This is a genomic window from Mycobacterium sp. NGS62, assembly GCF_059812285.1.
The window spans coordinates 153,925-170,259 of record NZ_JCALCK010000004.1 but is presented as its reverse complement, the minus strand read 5'-3'; the positions used below and the strand labels follow the sequence as shown (position 1 = coordinate 170,259).

At 64.2% G+C, this 16,335-nt stretch carries 15 protein-coding genes; 5 read left to right on the top strand and 10 right to left on the bottom strand.

Features of this window, described 5'->3' with window-relative positions; translation table 11 throughout:
• Positions 1 to 43: 43 nt before the first annotated feature.
• The 5 genes from AC5Y49_RS12885 to AC5Y49_RS12865 all read left to right on the top strand — a co-directional run bounded on the left by AC5Y49_RS12885 (position 44) and on the right by AC5Y49_RS12865 (position 6,116).
• Positions 44 to 1,006 carry an anti-sigma factor RsbA family regulatory protein gene (locus AC5Y49_RS12885; protein WP_499887996.1) on the top strand — a complete coding sequence of 321 codons (963 nt, stop codon included), beginning with the start codon at positions 44 to 46 and terminating at the stop codon, positions 1,004 to 1,006.
• 291 nt (positions 1,007 to 1,297) lie between these two features.
• Positions 1,298 to 2,248, top strand: coding sequence for an anti-sigma factor RsbA family regulatory protein (locus AC5Y49_RS12880; RefSeq protein ID WP_499887994.1), 951 nt, complete (start codon positions 1,298 to 1,300; stop codon positions 2,246 to 2,248).
• Positions 2,245 to 3,111: an MEDS domain-containing protein gene (locus tag AC5Y49_RS12875; protein ID WP_499887524.1), complete on the top strand. Its 867-nt coding sequence runs from the start codon at positions 2,245 to 2,247 to the stop codon at positions 3,109 to 3,111. Before AC5Y49_RS12880 ends, AC5Y49_RS12875 begins: the two co-directional genes overlap by 4 nt.
• A 29-nt stretch (positions 3,112 to 3,140) precedes the next feature.
• On the top strand, positions 3,141 to 4,634 hold the full coding sequence (locus tag AC5Y49_RS12870; RefSeq protein WP_499887522.1) for a M28 family metallopeptidase: 1,494 nt from the start codon (positions 3,141 to 3,143) through the stop codon (positions 4,632 to 4,634).
• A gap of 51 nt (positions 4,635 to 4,685) precedes the next feature.
• Positions 4,686 to 6,116 carry an HNH endonuclease signature motif containing protein gene (locus tag AC5Y49_RS12865; protein ID WP_499887520.1) on the top strand — a complete coding sequence of 477 codons (1,431 nt, stop codon included), beginning with the start codon at positions 4,686 to 4,688 and terminating at the stop codon, positions 6,114 to 6,116.
• Positions 6,117 to 6,176: 60 nt separating this feature from the next.
• Here the strand turns inward: AC5Y49_RS12865 and AC5Y49_RS12860 are convergent, their stop codons facing one another.
• The 10 genes from AC5Y49_RS12860 to AC5Y49_RS12815 all read right to left on the bottom strand — a co-directional run bounded on the left by AC5Y49_RS12860 (position 6,177) and on the right by AC5Y49_RS12815 (position 16,332).
• Positions 6,177 to 6,737: a hypothetical protein gene (locus AC5Y49_RS12860; protein ID WP_499887519.1), complete on the bottom strand. Its 561-nt coding sequence runs from the start codon at positions 6,735 to 6,737 to the stop codon at positions 6,177 to 6,179.
• A 106-nt stretch (positions 6,738 to 6,843) separates the two neighbouring features.
• Positions 6,844 to 7,647, bottom strand: coding sequence for a mannan-binding protein (locus tag AC5Y49_RS12855; RefSeq protein ID WP_499887992.1), 804 nt, complete (start codon positions 7,645 to 7,647; stop codon positions 6,844 to 6,846).
• A 1-nt stretch (position 7,648) separates the two neighbouring features.
• On the bottom strand, positions 7,649 to 8,233 hold the full coding sequence (locus AC5Y49_RS12850) for an Rv1363c family protein (RefSeq protein WP_499887517.1): 585 nt from the start codon (positions 8,231 to 8,233) through the stop codon (positions 7,649 to 7,651).
• The gene (locus AC5Y49_RS12845) at positions 8,233 to 9,483 is read right to left on the bottom strand and encodes an MlaD family protein (RefSeq protein ID WP_499887515.1); all 1,251 of its coding nucleotides are present in this window, start codon (positions 9,481 to 9,483) and stop codon (positions 8,233 to 8,235) included. The genes AC5Y49_RS12850 and AC5Y49_RS12845 overlap by 1 nt, the downstream gene beginning before the upstream one ends.
• Complete coding sequence (locus tag AC5Y49_RS12840) at positions 9,480 to 10,709, bottom strand: MlaD family protein (protein WP_499887514.1); 1,230 nt, start codon at positions 10,707 to 10,709, stop codon at positions 9,480 to 9,482. The genes AC5Y49_RS12845 and AC5Y49_RS12840 overlap by 4 nt, the downstream gene beginning before the upstream one ends.
• Before the next feature lie 2 nt (positions 10,710 to 10,711).
• Entirely contained in the window at positions 10,712 to 11,827 is a 1,116-nt protein-coding gene (locus AC5Y49_RS12835) for an MCE family protein (RefSeq protein ID WP_499887512.1), read from the bottom strand.
• The gene (locus tag AC5Y49_RS12830; protein WP_499887510.1) at positions 11,824 to 12,867 is read right to left on the bottom strand and encodes an MlaD family protein; all 1,044 of its coding nucleotides are present in this window, start codon (positions 12,865 to 12,867) and stop codon (positions 11,824 to 11,826) included. Before AC5Y49_RS12830 ends, AC5Y49_RS12835 begins: the two co-directional genes overlap by 4 nt.
• Positions 12,860 to 13,939, bottom strand: coding sequence for an MlaD family protein (locus AC5Y49_RS12825; protein WP_499887508.1), 1,080 nt, complete (start codon positions 13,937 to 13,939; stop codon positions 12,860 to 12,862). The genes AC5Y49_RS12830 and AC5Y49_RS12825 overlap by 8 nt, the downstream gene beginning before the upstream one ends.
• Positions 13,936 to 15,474, bottom strand: coding sequence for an MlaD family protein (locus AC5Y49_RS12820; RefSeq protein WP_499887506.1), 1,539 nt, complete (start codon positions 15,472 to 15,474; stop codon positions 13,936 to 13,938). The genes AC5Y49_RS12825 and AC5Y49_RS12820 overlap by 4 nt, the downstream gene beginning before the upstream one ends.
• The gene (locus AC5Y49_RS12815; RefSeq protein ID WP_499887504.1) at positions 15,475 to 16,332 is read right to left on the bottom strand and encodes an MlaE family ABC transporter permease; all 858 of its coding nucleotides are present in this window, start codon (positions 16,330 to 16,332) and stop codon (positions 15,475 to 15,477) included.
• Positions 16,333 to 16,335: the final 3 nt, after the last annotated feature.

Below are 16,335 nucleotides of genomic sequence, written 5' to 3'. Positions count from 1 at the left end.
CGCTAGTTGGACGGCCGACTCGAGCGGAGCCGCTGACGTGACAATGAGCAAGCCGGCTGCACAGCCCCGCTTCGATCACACGGCGTTGTTCTATTGTGCACAAGACGAATACCTCGGCGCTGTCGTGCCGTTCATCAGCGAAGGCCTGCGCGCAAAGCAGCCGGTGTGGGTGGCAGTACCCGAGCCCAGAATGGCTTTCTTGCGTCGCGCATTGGGCGACACAGCAGACGGCGCGACGTTGGTCGACATCACGGAGATGGGCCGTAATCCCGCACGGATTCTGGCGGCGGAGTTGGCTTTCCTGGAGCGCCACCCGAATCGGCCTGTACGGATGATCGCCGAGCCGTTGTGGCCGGGGCGCACCAAGGCCGAGTACTGCGCCTGCATCCAGCACGAAGCCCTGACGAATCTCGCGTTCGGCGAACGCGAGGTAGTGGGTTTGTGTCTGTATGACGCAGCCCTTCTCGACGACGACGGGAACGGGGTGCTGGCCGACGTCCGGGCCACTCATCCGTCGATCCGCCGGGCGGGAGCGCAGGAGCCCAGCACGAGCTTCGCCGTCGACGCCGCACTGGAGCGCTGCAACCAACCGTTGGCCCGAAGCCCGGCTGCAGTGACCTACACCGTTTCGGTCGCACGCGAATTGGCCGGGGCCCGGCGGCACGGCACTCGATACGGCCGGCTGCTCGGATTGTCCGCCGACCGAATCGCCGATCTACAGCTGATCATCACGGAGTTGGCCACCAACAGCATCCAGCACGGCGGGGACGCCTGCCGACTGGCGTTTTGGGAGGACAACGGCAATCTGGTCTGCGAGGCACGCGACAACGGGTTCATCGCCGACCCACTGGCCGGCCGGCGGCCGCCGAGCAGCGACCGGCCGAGTCCGGCCGGTCTCTTTGTCGTCAATGCGATCGCGGATCTGGTGCGCATGCACACCACCCCGGCCGGGACGACCATTCATGCTTATCTGCGAATCGACCGGTGCGCCGGCGAGGATATGTGATGCGTCGCCATGGTGTGCTGTCCGCTGCTGCCGGTCTGGGCCCGTTCGCGCACATGGGCTGGGGTACCGCGGTCAGGAGGAGTTTCGCGCCTGCGCCGCCGAATGCATCGCCGATGGTCTGACCGCTAACCAATGCATCGAATACGTCGCCGATCGCGACCGCCAATCTTTGCGCGCTGACCTGGCTGGCAGCGGCTGCGACCCGGACGGCCCGTCATCGCCCGACTGGTCCAGCTGCTCGAGCTGACCAATGTGAGTGTGAAGGAGTGAGTGGGTACCCTTCCCGCCGACATGGCGATGACATATAGCGCGAACCGGCTGGTACACGGGGCGCTCTTCTACTCCTCCGAGCGCGAATATGTCGATTCCGTGGTGCGGTTCGTCAGCGGATGGTTGAGTGTGCCCCAACCGGTGCTGGTCGCAGTGCCCAGGGACAAAATCCCTTTGCTGCGCGACGCGCTGGGCGCTGCGGCGAGGGAAGTGACGATGATCGACATCACCGAGGCCGGGCGTAATCCCGGCCGGCTCCTCGGGCTGCTCACCACCTTCATGGAACGCCACAGCCACCGGCCGGTCCGGATTATCGGCGAGCCGGTTTGGCCCGAGCGCAGCGCTGTCGAATACCCGGCCTGCGTGCAGCACGAGGCGCTGGTCAATATCGCGCTTGCCGGCCGGGACGTGACTGGCGTGTGCCTCTATGACGCGACACGACTGGGCGACCGTGCGTTGGCGGATGCACGGCGCACCCACCCGATGATCTGGCAGGACGGCTCGCATCAGGACAACCCTGACTATGCGGTCGACGCCGCGCTGGATCAGTGCAACCAGCCGCTCCCGACCAGTCCCGTCGCGGTGACACACACCGTCTGCGAGCCGGCGGATCTGGCCGGCGCCCGTCGCTGTAGCACCCGATATGGCCGATTGCTGGGCATGTCCGCAGACCGGCTCGCGGATTTGAAGTTGATCACCACCGAACTGGCCACCAACAGCCTTGATCACACCGGCGGGGCTTGCCGGCTGGCGTTCTGGCATGAGGCTGGACACGTGGTCTGCGAGGCCCGCGATATCGGGCATCTGGCTGACCCGTTGGCCGGGCGTCGGCCGCCGAAAGACCGGCAAGTAGGCCCCTACGGGCTGTTCGTTGTCAACGCGATCGCGGATTTGGTGCGCACCCACACCACACCGGCCGGCACCACCATTCAGGCCTACCTGCGGCTTGACCGCCCTTTGGTCGAGGCATGACGCGCCGCCAAGGCGCTGTCGCCTCCGTCGCAGGCCTTGGGGCGCACGCGCACGTGGGCTGGGGCTATCACGACCGGTCGGTGTTCCTGGCCCGCGCGGCCGAGTACATTGCCGACGGCCTTCGGCGAAACCACCGGATTTTGTATGCCAGCGACGGTAGCCGCGCTGAGCTACTGAACGAGCTGGTCGACATGGGGTTCGCCGACGCACTCCGGTCCGGGCTGATCTCGGCGACACCAGTGGACGAGCACTACCGGTTTGTTCCCGGCAGCGAGGTGGTTGACCCGGAGGCCACGGTGGCCGACGCGGTGACGGCCCTGCAGCGTGTTGTCGCAGCGGGATGCAGCGGCTGCCGGGCGGTGGTCGACGGGGCCGCGTTCGTCCGCACACCGGAGCAACGCGATGCATTCAGCCGTCTGGAGTACCTCGTCGACCAGAAGATGACAGCGCTGCCGTTCTCGGCGCTGTGCGCCTACAACCTGAAGATCTTGGGTGACGCGGCCAAAGAAGTGATTTGCCTGCACCCATTTGTCAGTCGGGGCGCATCGAGCTTTCGCATCTACGCCGAAGAAGGCAGCGATTTCGCATTGGCCGGTGAGATCGACGCGGCCGGCGATGAGGCGTTCAGCGTTGCGCTGCAACGGATCTGGCCATTAGCCAGCGGGGACGAAGTGACTGTCGGCGCACACTGTCTCGACTTTGTCACCCATCGGCAGCTGTTTGCCCTGGATCAGTTGGCTGGGGCCGACGGTCGGCAGGTGGTGTTTCGAACCGACCAGCCTATGGTCGCGCGACTGGTCGACCTGCTGGAGCTGACTAACGTGCGGACGGAAATACTGCCGCCGTTCTTTGCCGCCGGCTGAGGCGCATCGCGCCGTCGGCAGCGGCTAACGTGGGCCGCGTGGACACTAAGCCAAAGCTCATCCTCGTTGTGACCGCCGCCGTTGCGTTGCTGATCGGCGGGTGCGGTGACTCACCGGATTCCAGGCCGGCCGTCTCGTCGTCGGCCGCCAATTTCGCTTCCGCGCTGCGGGAGAGAGTCAGCACCGATGCGATGATGGCGCACCTGTCGAAGCTGCAGGACATTGCGGGGGCGAATAACAACACCCGCGCGGTCGGCACTCCGGGTTATGACGCCAGCATCGACTACGTCGTGGGTAAGTTGCGCGACAAGGGTTTTGACGTGCAAACCCCTCAATTCGAGGCTCGGGTGTTCCATGCCGAGACCGGGTCGGTGGCGATCGGGGACAAGACCTTCGAGGCGCGTGCGTTGGAGTTCAGCCTGCCCACCCCGCCCGACGGGGTGACCGGGCCGTTGGTGCCTGCGCCGATCGAGGACAGCCCGGGCTGCACTCCCTCCGACTACGACAAGCTGCCGGTGAAAGGCGCGGTCGTGCTGGTGGATCGCGGCACCTGCCCGTTTTCGGAGAAGGAGGACGCCGCGGTGCAGCGCGGCGCCGTCGCGCTGATCATCGCCGACAACGTCCTCGAAGAGAAAATGGGCGGAACGCTGGGCGAGAAGACCGATGTGAAGATCCCGGTGGTCAGTGTCACCAAAGCCGCCGGCGCGGAGCTGCGAAGCAAGCCGGGCCCGATCACGGTCAAACTCAAGGCCGAGACCAAGAACATCCAGGCCCGCAATGTGATCGCGCAAACCAAAACCGGGTCGGCCAACGACGTGGTGATGATCGGTGCACACCTCGACAGCGTTCCCGAGGGGCCGGGCATCAACGACAACGGCTCCGGGGTGGCCGCTGTGTTGGAAACCGCGCTGCAGCTGGGCAGCTCGCCGCAGGTGCACAACGCGGTGCGGTTCGGCTTCTGGGGCGCAGAAGAACTCGGGCTGATCGGCTCACGGAAGTACGTGGAGTCGCTAGATACCGACGCGCTCAAGGACATTGCGCTCTACATGAACTTCGACATGCTCGGCTCGCCCAATCCGGGCTACTTCACCTACGACGGGGACCAGTCGCTGCCGCTGGACCAGCGAGGTCAGCCGGTGGTACCCGAAGGCTCGGCCGGTATCGAGCGGTCGCTGGCCGCATACCTGAACTCGGCCGGCAAGTCACCGCAGGACTTCGCATTCGACGGCCGGTCGGATTACGACGGTTTCACGCTGGCCGGCATCCCGGCCGGCGGGCTGTTCTCCGGCGCGGAAGCCAAGATGTCCGAGGAGCAGGCCAAGCTGTGGGGAGGCGACGCCGACCAACCGTTCGACCCCAACTACCACAAGGACACTGACACCTACGACCACGTCGACAGCGCCGCGCTGGGTATCCACGGCGGTGGCGTCGCGTATGTGACAGGCCTCTATGCTCTGGATCTCGGTGGCCACAACGGTATTCCGGTTCGCGCGGACCGCGTCCGGCACGAGCTGGCCAAGTGACGAGGGTCGGCTGAATCCGATTTGTCGCCGGCGCGTGGCATAATCGAATGTATGTTCGAGAAAGGCGCTGAACTGCTGGACCGCATGGCTGCGGCGTCGCGGGCCGAGAACCAAGCGGCCGGTCAGCGCCTGGTTGCGATCGGCGAGTTGGATGTGCTGCGGTTGCGTGAAGTCGGTGAGCGCGAGACCTGGATGACTGACACCCAGGAGGAGATCAGCGCCGAGGTGGCCGCGGCGTTGGGGATCACCCCTGCGCTGGCGACCAGCTATCTGTACTACGCGCGGGTCATGCGCAGCCGACTGCCGCGGGTGGGGGCGCTGCTGTGCGCCGGCGATATCACCTATTGGATGTTTCAGACGATGGTCTATCGCACCGACTTGATCACCGATCCTGAGGTGTTAGCCGGGGTCGATGCCGTTCTGGCAGCACGGGTTTCGCGCTGGCCGGGGCTGACGCAGAGTCGGCTGGCCGCCTACGTCGATCGGATTGTGGCCCGCGCCGATCGCGATGCGGTGCGTCAACGCCGGGAGGCGCAGGCCCATCGGGAGTTTGACATCTGCGATGGCGGCAATGGCCTGTCTGAGGTGTTTGGCCGGTTGTTCACCACCGATGCTCACGCGGTGGACGCCCGCCTGGATGCGTTGGCCGACACGGTGTGTGCCCACGATCCGCGGACCCGCAATCAGCGCCGTGCCGATGCCATGGGGGCGTTGGCGGCCGGGGCTGAGCGTCTGCAGTGTCGCTGCGGCCTGCCGGATTGCCCTGCCGGCGCGAGGCCGGTGCCCGGGCCGGTGGTGGTGCACGTGATTGCCGAGCAGGCCACCCTCGAGGGCAGCGGCACGGAGCCGGGAGCGATGATAGGGGCCGATGAGCTCATTCCCGCCGAGCTGATCGCTGAACTCGCCGAGTCGGCCAAGCTGCGGCCCGTGGTCCATCCCGCCGATGCCCCGGCCGAGCCGGGATATACGCCCTCGCGCGCACTGGCCGACTTTGTCCGCTGCCGCGATCTCACCTGCCGGTTCCCGGGCTGTGACCGGCCCGCGGTGGCCTGCGACCTCGACCACACGATTCCCTACGGTGATGGTGGTCAGACCCACGCCTCGAACCTCAAATCCCTGTGCAGACGGCATCATCTGCTGAAAACCTTCTGGGCCTGGCGCGACAAACAGCTCCCCGACGGCACAATCATTTGGACCTCACCGGCCGGGCAGACCTATGTGACGACTCCCGGCAGCGCGCTGCTGTTCCCCAGCTTATGCGTGCCCACCGCAGAGTTGCCTCAGCCGACATCCACCCGCACCGACCAGTGCGGCGATCGCGGCGCGATGATGCCCAAACGTCGACGTACCCGCGCCCAAAATCGCGCGGCCTACATCCGCGCCGAACGCAAACGCAACCGCCAAGCGCGCCGCGCCCGCCAAGCCGCCCGCTTAGGCCCAGCCCCACCCAGCAGCGACCAGGACGAGCCACCACCATTTTAGTTGGGAATCAATCGATCTCAGCGAAGTTCGTCGATCGCGGTCCAGTGTTGTTGCACTCCATCATGCTGCGATGCCCGGTGCACTTTGGCGGCTCGCTTCGTAATTCAGGAGAGCGGCGAACTGTCGTGCGCGCCAAGGGTTGAAACCAGCAAGAATGTCATACGGCATGGAGTAAACGAGTTTGGTGTCTGGCCCTTTGATCGTGATGTCGACCGTGTCGGTCTTCGTGACCGTGGCGGTGAGCCCTTGCAGCGGAATGCGCAGAGCGCCCGGTCCATAGCCCTTGATCAGCTCGGTCCTGGTGATGCGAAGCTCGTAGAAATCGTATATGGCGCCCTCTGCGCGGTTCTGTTCTCTGCGGTCAAAGCCGACCTCTTTCTTGATTGCGGCGCTGTGCCTGTAATAGGCAAAACACATCAACGCGAACAAGATCAGCCCCAGCCAGGGGAAAATGACCAACGACAACCCGGCGAAGACTAAGGGCGACCGCGCCGCTCGCCGCGCTACCTTCATCTCTGTCCTGTCGAGTCCGCTCTGGCTCCTCGCGATGACCCTTGCGACCACGATGCCCAGTAAGCAGATCACCGCGACGATGTGCACGATCCACCAGTAGTTCGCCATTATTGAGTCCTTTCTGGCGAATGTTCTCCATCATGCGCCGCGGCCGGTCGTGGTGGCCGATAATGCGCAGAATGCGGCAGGACTCTTGAAGGATCCTTGGCGAGTTCTACCCCAACGCCTCTTGACTACCACCGCCGAACTCCGGTCGCAGGATCGAGCTCAGCGCGCTGAGCGGGATGTGCGGCTCGACGGTGCCGCCGTCCATAGACCATTGTTGCGACTGGCCGTACTGAACTGGGGAGTCGTGTCCCACCGGGTAATCGGGCATGTAGAGGATCAGCTCGTCGGGTGTGATGACCCAAGCTTTGTAGCCTCCGGAGTACACCCTGTCCGGTGTCCAACGGTCGAGCGTGAACGGATAGCTTCCGGGTGAGTGTTGCCACGCCGCCCGGTCCAGTGCCTCCTGGATGAACGGCTCGGCCAACGACGGAATGGCCGCCCGAGGATCCACCCCGGGTTTGGTGATATCGGTGAGCTCCAACCGCTTGCCGCCGGCCATATCGAACGTGAAAGTGCGGTAGGCGTTGTTGATCCACGGCCCGTCGGCGTGGTAGTCCTCATGGAACACCACACTGAGTGCGGGTCCATGTTGGAACACTTGATAGTTCTCTTCGCCCCAACTGTCTTGAACCATCGAGGATCCCTTGGTTCGCCAACTGCTGAACAAAGTGCGCAAGTAGTCGCGGATCACCGGACCGGCAGTGGGGTTGTCCACCAGATCACCCGGGATGGCCATCTTGATGTCGCGGACCGCTTTTCGCTCGGATAACACCGAGGTGTGGCAATATTGCCCGTCCCATTCGCCGCCGAAGTCGCCGCACAACGAAGGCGCCGAGGCTGACGCGGCCGGCGCGGCCACGACCGCCGCCGTTACCGTTGCCACGCTCACCGTAAGCCGCGCCGCCCACATTTCAGGGCAGTTCGACTTTGCTTGCCAGCCAATGACCATCGACCTTTTCCATCGTGACCTTCATCCGTGTGCGGTCGACCCGCCCGTCGGGCCGCCCGGTGTTGCTGACCGTCTGGTCGACCATCAACAGCACCACCACCTTGCCTTTGGCTTCCGACTGGACCGCGGACTCAACGACGACGCCGTGCGCGGCGGCCTTGTTGTCGATCAGCAACTGGCGAAGCTGCACACTCGCCTTGGTGTACGTGTCCTTGAATTGACCTGTGGCACCGGAGAGTACCGCCGCGAAGTTCTGATCCACCCGATTCGAGTCGATGCTGGTCAGTACCTGCGCGTAGTCGACTGCGGTCTGGCGGGCAGTCTGAGCGGCCTGGGTCACAGTGTGCTCCTGCCACAACGTCCACCCCAGCACCGCGGCGCTGCCGAACGCTCCGGCGAAGACCGCGGCCACCAGCACTAGACGGGCATAGCGCCGCCACGGTCGTCGAGTGGACTTGCCGTCGACGTCGGGTTCGGCGGTGGATTCCGTCTCGTCTAACTCCGGTTCCTGCTCGGTTGTCAGCGTCACGGTGGTGTCTCCTTGCATCAGTGGGGCGGTTCGATGGGCAGTGTCGGCCCGCCGTACGGTGTGGGAATCGTGTAGCGACCCTTGGGCGTTGGATCGGTGGTCTGGCCCAAGTCCGCACCGGGAGGCGGTCCAGCGGTGTCGTCACCGCCTGGCCGGGGAGCGTTCTTCGCTCCACGGATCAGCACCTCGGGGTCGTCGTCTCGGCAATAGGTGTACAGGAATGGCTCGGGGTAGTCCGCCGACGACGACGGTCGGCGCGGGGTGCCGTAGTCGCAGGTGTAGCGGGGGTAGATGTCGGCGGTTGCCCACAGCCCGTGCTCATGCATGGTGGTCGTCAAAGCCTCCAGCGTAGAGCCACGATAGTTCGGAAAGAGCGCGTTCAGCGCCGGAACCCGGACGTAGACCAACCGCGCTGTCGAGACCAAGTTGGCCAGCAGCCCGACCATGGTGTCGGAGTTGTCGTCAAACAGGTTGTCCACCGACGACAGCACTCCCGGTGTTTGATCGACGAACCTGCGGAACCCGGCATCCATCTTGTTGACGCCGGTCATCAACTGACCGAGATTCCTTGTGGTGGCAGCCAGCCCGGTGTTCTTGTCGGCGAAAGTGGTCAATACAACCCGGCTGGATTTCAATACGCTGACGGTCTCCGGTAACACGGGGTCCAACGTGGACAACAGAAAAGTACCGCCATCGATGATGTCGGTGAGCTTCTGCGGGCCTTCCGTGCTGAGGCTCAGCTCGCGCTTGACGATTTCAAGCTTCTTCGGATCGGTTTGAGCCAGAAGGCCATCGGCGTCGGCGAGCAGTTGCGACAGCGGAACCGGTGTGGTGGTCCGCTGCGGACCGATCACACTGCCGTCGGCCAAAAACGGGCCGGTGTTCGACGCGGGCTCGAAATCGACGTACTGCTCTCCTGCCGGAGACAACCCCGACACGCGCACCTGGCTGGCGGCCGGGATTTTGACGCTCGACTTGATATTCGCGATTACCTCAACGCCGCTCGACGTGGCCTGCAGCGATTCAATGCGCCCGACCCGAATCCCGCGCACCGCGACGTCCTGATTGGCGAGCAGGCCACCGGATTCGGGCAGCTGCACCCTGATCTGGTAGGTCGAGTCGAAGGGGTTCACCCGCAGCGCGCCGATCAGCAGGTAGGCCATCGCGACGACGAGCGTCAGCGCGAGCGCGATGCCGGAAAGCCACGTCCGCCGGCGATGCCCGGCTCGGACAATGGCGACGATCCACCGGCTGACCGTGTGAATCATCCCGGGGGCTCCTGCCCGAACGGATCCGGCGGCGCCTCGCCGGGTGGTGCGGGCGGAAGCGGCGGGCCGACCGGCGCCCATTGGTCCTGACCCATCGGGGTATTCGGGCCGCGGCCGACCACGCGTTCCTGCAGCCGCCACAGGGCGTATTTGAGCGAGCCGATGAACTTGTTGATGTCGCGGTGCATCGGGCCGTGGAAGGCCGGATCCCCCTTGAATCCTCCGGACTCCGCCCCGGTGCCCGGCCTCGATCCCATGACCAGCCGGTCGAAGCTGCCGCGCACCGATATCGCCGAGCTCGTCGTGGTTTTGACGAACGGCGGCATCAACCTGTTCAGTCCGGCCAGGCTGGTATCGGGACTCAGCGCGACGTCATTCCACGCGGCGGCAATGCTATTGGCATCTTTGATGACACTGCGGCCGGTCTTATCGGTTCCGGCGATCGACGGGAACCTTTCCAGCTGGCGTGTCGTAGCGCCCAACTGTTCTACGACATCGGCGACCTCGTCAGCGTCGCTGGACAACACATCGGTCGCCGGCCCGATCGCCTGCAAGACGTCGGTGATGGCTTGGTTCTTTTCGTCGAGCCGGTCGGCGAGCCGCGCCGTTTCGGTCACTGCGGCGTCGATTTGATCGGACCGGACGTTGAGCTTGACCAGCAGCGCATTGGTCTGGTTGATCAAGTCGCCGAACGCCTGTCCCTGGTCACCGGTCGCCTTGCCGGCCCCGTTGACGATATTCGTGAAATTACGGACCGCCCCGCCGTTGACGAGCAGCGCCGCCGAGCTGAGCACGGATTCCACCGTGGCGGCCGCCCTGGTGGAATCCAGGCCTATGGTGTCACCGTTCTTCAGCAGCGGCGCATTGGGCTGCGCCGGGTTCGGTGGCTTGATCGCGACGAACACGTCGCCGAGAGGCGTCGCTGATCGCAACTCCGCGGTGCTTCCGGCCGGAACCCGGACGCCGTCCATAATCCGTAATGTGGTGACCGCGGCGTAATTTCGCGCGGTCATCGTTTCGAGTTGCCCGACGTCGGCGCCGGCGAGTTTGACCTTAGCGTGCGCGGGCAGGTTCAGCGCGTTCGAAAATTCGGCCTTGAGTAGATAGCCTCCGCCGCCCATTCCCGGTGCCGGCAGTGGCAGACTGCTCAGCCCGTTGGTCGCACAGCCGGAGGTGAGCGTCGCGACCGTCAGTGTTGCCGCAAACGCCTTCTTCCCCAGGCTCATCACTACTGTCCCATCGCTGACAGGCCGTCGAGAATATAGGTCAATCCAAAGTCGGGCCCGTAGTCTTGCAATGTCCCCGTGCTGCAGCCCAATTGGCGTAGATGCATCAGATTGCACATTTCCTTGGTGCTCTGGCTGTCGGTGAGCGCCTTGACGAGAAGGCCGTGCACGCGGATGGCGCCGTTGTTCTGGTCGACGGTGTTGTAGAGGTTCTCCAGCGTCAGCGGTAGCACGTCGAGCATTTCGGCTACCCCGCGCTGGTTGTCGATGAGAGTCTTCGCGGCGGTATCGCCGTTGCGGACGGCTTCTTTCAGGTTTTCCCGATTCGCCTCGATCAAGGTGGCTACCTGATCAAGGATTTTGTTCATGGTCCGGCCAGTGACGCCGGTGCCGAATTGCTCGTCGGACAGCATCTGGCTGAGCTGGCGGGTCGTGGATCCGAACTGCCGCACCTTGGCGTCGTTGCGGGCGGTGGCCTCCACTATCGAGCTGAGGTCGGTGATGATGGTGGTCAACTGCTCGCGAGTGGTTACACCGCGCTCCGAGCTGAGCCGCAACGCCTTGGAGAGCTCGTCGAGTGCGGACAGGATCTTTTGGCCGTTGCCGTCGGTGATTCCGACTGCGGCATCGGTCACGTCGGCCATCGGCCCGCCACCTTTGCCGTCGCCTTTGAGTGACTTCGATACTTTGTCGAGCATGTCAAGCACCCGATCGAAAGCGACGGGCGTCTTGGTTCTGGTCAGGCCGATCGTGTCGTGGTTCTTCATCACCGGGCCCCCGCGATAGGGCGGCGTCAATTCGATCTGGCGATCGGTGAGAATCGAGGTGGTAAGCGTCACCGCGTGCGCGGCTGCGGGAACTTTGACGTGTTTGTCCACGGTGAAGTCAACCTCGACGTAGCTGCCCTTTGAGGTGACTTTGGTGACTTTGCCCACCGGCATGCCAAGGACCGCGACCGCATTGCCCTCATAAAGCCCCGCGGCGCTGTCGAATTGAGCGGTCAGGCTGATGGTGTCGAGCTGTGACTTGACGTAGTAGCCGACCACCCCGGTGCCCACGGCGGCCAGGACAGCGAAGGCGGCGACGAGCGCAATGATCTTGCGCCTACCGGTGATCATTTGCAGTCCTTGAAGTACTGGATCATGCCGAATTCCTTGGCGCGGCCACTGATCGCGCACATCCACGAGTCGATAGCCAATCCGTTGGGAAGATTGAACTCGACGACGGGGCCATAGCCGGTGGCGTTGGTCAAGCCACGCAGCGGTAAGGGAGCGGCCTGCAAGAGATTGCGCAACAGGTCATCGTGGTGGCCGACCATATTGGTGAGCTCATGCAGGTTAGTGAACAACTCGTCGAGCATCGGCCGGTCGTTGACCACGATCTTCTCGAGCTTGTCGACGAGTTGGGTCAAGCCCGCCAACATGGCGTGAAAGGTGGCCTCTCGCGCCACCAAATGGCCGAGTAGGTCCTGGCCCTGGTCCATCAAGTTACCCAGATTTGTCTGCTGTGCCCGCAGCGTGTTGATCACCCGTTGGGTACTGGCCAGCAAGGTGCCGAGCTGATCTCGCCGGTCGGCGGTGATCGTCGACAACGTGTGCAGGTTAGCCATGGCCTGCGGAACCAGGGGCGGCACCCCGTCGAGTTGCTTGCCCAGGACGGCCAGTGATTGCGCGAACTGGTCGGAGTCAACCTGCTCGAATGTCGTTGTGGCGTCTTCTAGTAGCGACTGTAAATCGTAGGGAACCTCGGTGTGGGCCAGGCCGATCGTCTTACCCGGCAGCGAGCCGGGGCCGTCCGGCAACAGCTCCAGGTAGCGGGAGCCGAGGATGGTCATGACCTTGATGACTGCCTTGGTGTCCTTGCCCAACACAATGTTGTCTCGCACCTTCAAGCCGGCCTCGACGTGATCGCCGACGAGCTTCATGCTCGAGACGTTGCCCACTTCGATGCCGGCAATGGTGATCGGGTTGCCCGGGCGCAGCGAAGCGGCTTGGAGGAACTCGGCGGTGTAGCGCGTATAGCCGGCACCGAGCAGCTTCACCAATAGTGATGCCGCGACAAGCACCGCGACTACGGCCAATGCGACGAACCCGAGCAATGTCGTGTTGTAGGACTCCAGCGGACGGCGTCGCAACCGCAGCAACGATGTTTTAGCCATTGGCCATGTTCCTGCATCGGGGCGTATGCCAGCCAAGGTTCTCAGTGGTAATCGGGTAGGCGTTACCCGGCGTCGCCGCGTTGACGATGAAGGTGGTCAAGTCGTTGAGCCCGGGGAAGAAGCCGGCGGCGTTGAGGTCGCAGGCATAGGCGTTGCCGTAGGAGCCCTCACCGGTTGCCCGGGCAAAGCCCTTCAACAACAGCGGCAGGTTGTCGCCGGTAAACGCCAGTTGGGGTTCGATGCCGGCCATGTGCTTGCTGAAACCGGGCTGGCGGGTGATGAGCTGGTCCAATGCGGGGTAGACCTCGTCAGCGATCGCGGAGAGCCGTCGCGTGACCTGGGCCAGCGAGCCGACCGAGGACTGCAGCGAAGGTCGGCGGGCATCGAAATCGCCGACTACGTCGAGGGTTTGGGTGAGGGCATGATCCAGTTCGTCGTTGTGCACCGCCACGGAGTCGCTGACTTTGGTGAGGCTGGAGATGAGGTCACCGAGGGCTTGATCGCGCGCGGACAAGGTCTTGCTGAGCGTCGACGTCTGCTCCACCAGCAGCGGGATGGATGCGCGGTCACCTTGCAGCGACTGCAGAACACCCTTGGTGAGGTCGTCGGCTTGCTTGGGATTCAGCAGGGAAAACAGCGGTTCGAAACCATTGAGCAGCTTTCCGACATCGAATGACGGATCCGTCTGCTGCACCGGGATGACGCTTCTCGCGGGGAGCAGGTCGTGGCTGCCGATTTCGCCGAGCGACAAGCCGAGATAGCGCTGCCCGATGATGTTTTGATAAGTCACCGAGGCCACGGTGTTGCCGTAGAGGTGTTGGTCGTCTTGGACGATGAACGAGACCTTGGCCAGTTTCCCGGCGAGCTCGATGCTTTCGACCCGGCCGACCCGCACGCCGGCCATCCGGACGTCGTCGCCAACCCGCAGGCCGTACACGTCGGTGAACATCGCCGCATACGGCGTTGTCGTTCCGGCCACGTCGCGCCGCAGGGTGGCGTACACCAGCCAGGTGACGGCGGTGGCAATTGCCATGAAGATCGATAAGCCGATCAGCGGCCCGCGGAAGGTCATTTCGGCTTCCCGGGTGGCTCGGGCCGCAGCGAGACCGTTGTTCCGCGGGCCACCGGGCCCAACAACAATTGGGTGGCCACAGACGCGGGATGAGGCTGGCCGGTGATCAGTCCGAGCTGGTCACGCTCCTGTTGGCTGCCGACCGGGCCGACGTTTCCGCCATACGACGCCGGCGCAGCCTCGGCAGGCAGCGGCTGCCCCGCAGGCGGCGGCGGTGCATCATCTGGGTCGGCGGTTCCCGGGACCCTGGGAGCCGGGCCGGTGGGCCACGGCCACCACGGCAGCGGTGGATTGGGATCCTGCAGGCTGGAATTGGGGTTGACCAGTGGCGGCCCTACCGCGGCCAAGTTCCCGTCCGGCCCGAACTCGGTGCCCGGCGGCGGCGCGAGATCAGCAGGCGGGTGATAGTTCTGCGGCAGCAACGCTTCGGGTAGATCGGCACGCACCGCGATCTCCGGGGCGGTGAAGCAACTCGGACCCTTCAGCTCGCCGTAGCGCGGGCAGTCGGCCCGCGTGTAGGTGTAGGTGGGGGTGAGCGCCAGGTTGACCCGCATGTTCCCGGTGTCGAGGTCGGGGTCCCACACCTCTTCGAAGAACTTGTTGGACAGCCGATTCAATCTGGTGAAGATCGGCAGGAATTGGCCGCTGTGCAATGCGAGCACGCCCAGCACGGGGGTGAGGTTCTGGGTCATCTCGATCAGCTGGTCGGTGTGGTTGTCGAAGGCCTGCCGGTTCACGCCGAACGTGTGCTGGGAGCCGGCGATCAATGACGTGAATTGTGCCCGCTTCTCGGCCAAGGTCTGCATTGGTTTGACGGCGTCATGCAGCACGTCGACGAGTTCCGGCGCGGTGGCCTGCAAACCACGGGTGGCATCCAGCAGGGCTGAGACCGTCGATGGTCCCGGGTCGGTGGTGACGATGGCGTTGAGTTCGTTGAGCATGCGGGACAATTGAGCGCCGGCGGTGAGCAGGGTGCCGCGGCGCTTTTCGGTGGCCGCCCCGACGGCGGCCAGAATGCCGACGCTGTGATCCTCGCGCCCCCGGCCGGTCGCGGCCAGGATGTCGCGCAGTTTGCTGATGGTTGTCTGGAAGATCACCGTCGACAGTTCGGTGTTCTCGGGGATGCGTGCTCCGTCGCGGATGCTCGCGCTACGCCCGCCGTCGACCAGCTGCACCGACGACACCGCGAACACGTTGCTGGGCACTACCCGTGCGGTAACTGTGGCCGGGATGTCCTTGGCGTACTCGGGTTTGAGGTTGATGTGAACGAAGTTGGGCTTGCCGTAGGTGGCCGGAATGACATTGTCGACGGCGCCGACCAGCAATCCGTGGTACTTGACGTCGGAACGCGCAGGCAGCCCGTCGCCGACGTTCACCAGCTCGGCAACCACCCGGACGTAGTCGTTGAGTTTCCCGGTGGACTTCAGCAGCAGGCTGCCGGTGACCAGTGCGACGACCAGCAGCACAGTCACCCCGCATGCCAACAACTGCTGCTCGGAGGGGCCGCGGCCGTCCAGATCCAACGAATTCGCCATCTAGCCACCAAATCTCGCGCCGGCATCGATGCTCCACAACGCCATGGTGAGCAGCATGTTGACCATGATCACGACGGTGATGCTGGCGCGCATCGCATGCCCGGCAGCCACCCCGACGCCTTCCGGGCCGCCGCCGGCGTAGAACCCGTAGTAGCACTGCACAGTGGATGAAATCCAGACGAACACAACACATTTGAGAACCGAATAGATGATGTCCTTGCCGCTCAACATCATCGTGAAGTAGTGCAGGTAGGGCCCGACGGAGCCGCCGCTGATGACACCTGCGACGACCTGACAGGTGAGGTAGGTGACTGCCAGGCAGGCCACGTAGAGGGGAATGACGGCGATCACGGACGCCATCAGCCGGGTGGTGACCAGAAACGGGATTGGACGGATCGCCAGCGACTCCAGGGCGTCGATCTCGTCGGCGATGCGCATCGCGCCCAACTGTGCGGTGAACCGGCAACCGGCCTGCATCGCGAACGCCAGTGATGCCATGATCGGCGCGAGCTCTCGGGTGTTCACCAGCGATGAGATGATGCCGGTCGCCGGACCCAACCCGAGCAGGTTCAGAAAGTTGTAGCCCTCCACGGCGACCAGGGCGCCCGCAGTGAAACCGAGCACGACCGCGACGCCGGCGGTGCCGCCGCCCACCACAATTGAGCCGTTGCCCCAGGCAATATCCGACAGCAGCCGCAGAAATTCCTTCCGGTACTGACGCAACGATGCGGGCACCGCAAGCACGGCCCGTACGAAGAACACCAGCATGTGCCCCAAACGGACAGTCGGTTTGGCTGCCCGGCGGTAAACAGCGACGATCGGCCGCGCGATCGTCGGTACATAGGTCGAGGCGGTCATTTA

Bases quoted from the DNA above. Each gene is read 5' to 3' on its own strand.
- AC5Y49_RS12885 (WP_499887996.1), top strand. From the start codon at position 44: ATGAGCAAGCCGGCTGCACAGCCCCGCTTCGATCACACGGCGTTGTTC.
- AC5Y49_RS12880 (WP_499887994.1), top strand. From the start codon at position 1,298: ATGGCGATGACATATAGCGCGAACCGGCTGGTACACGGGGCGCTCTTC.
- AC5Y49_RS12875 (WP_499887524.1), top strand. From the start codon at position 2,245: ATGACGCGCCGCCAAGGCGCTGTCGCCTCCGTCGCAGGCCTTGGGGCG.
- AC5Y49_RS12865 (WP_499887520.1), top strand. From the start codon at position 4,686: ATGTTCGAGAAAGGCGCTGAACTGCTGGACCGCATGGCTGCGGCGTCG.
- AC5Y49_RS12860 (WP_499887519.1), bottom strand. From the start codon at position 6,737: ATGGCGAACTACTGGTGGATCGTGCACATCGTCGCGGTGATCTGCTTA.
- AC5Y49_RS12855 (WP_499887992.1), bottom strand. From the start codon at position 7,647: ATGTGGGCGGCGCGGCTTACGGTGAGCGTGGCAACGGTAACGGCGGCG.
- AC5Y49_RS12850 (WP_499887517.1), bottom strand. From the start codon at position 8,233: ATGCAAGGAGACACCACCGTGACGCTGACAACCGAGCAGGAACCGGAG.
- AC5Y49_RS12845 (WP_499887515.1), bottom strand. From the start codon at position 9,483: ATGATTCACACGGTCAGCCGGTGGATCGTCGCCATTGTCCGAGCCGGG.
- AC5Y49_RS12840 (WP_499887514.1), bottom strand. From the start codon at position 10,709: ATGAGCCTGGGGAAGAAGGCGTTTGCGGCAACACTGACGGTCGCGACG.
- AC5Y49_RS12835 (WP_499887512.1), bottom strand. From the start codon at position 11,827: ATGATCACCGGTAGGCGCAAGATCATTGCGCTCGTCGCCGCCTTCGCT.
- AC5Y49_RS12830 (WP_499887510.1), bottom strand. From the start codon at position 12,867: ATGGCTAAAACATCGTTGCTGCGGTTGCGACGCCGTCCGCTGGAGTCC.
- AC5Y49_RS12825 (WP_499887508.1), bottom strand. From the start codon at position 13,939: ATGACCTTCCGCGGGCCGCTGATCGGCTTATCGATCTTCATGGCAATT.
- AC5Y49_RS12820 (WP_499887506.1), bottom strand. From the start codon at position 15,474: ATGGCGAATTCGTTGGATCTGGACGGCCGCGGCCCCTCCGAGCAGCAG.
- AC5Y49_RS12815 (WP_499887504.1), bottom strand. From the start codon at position 16,332: ATGACCGCCTCGACCTATGTACCGACGATCGCGCGGCCGATCGTCGCT.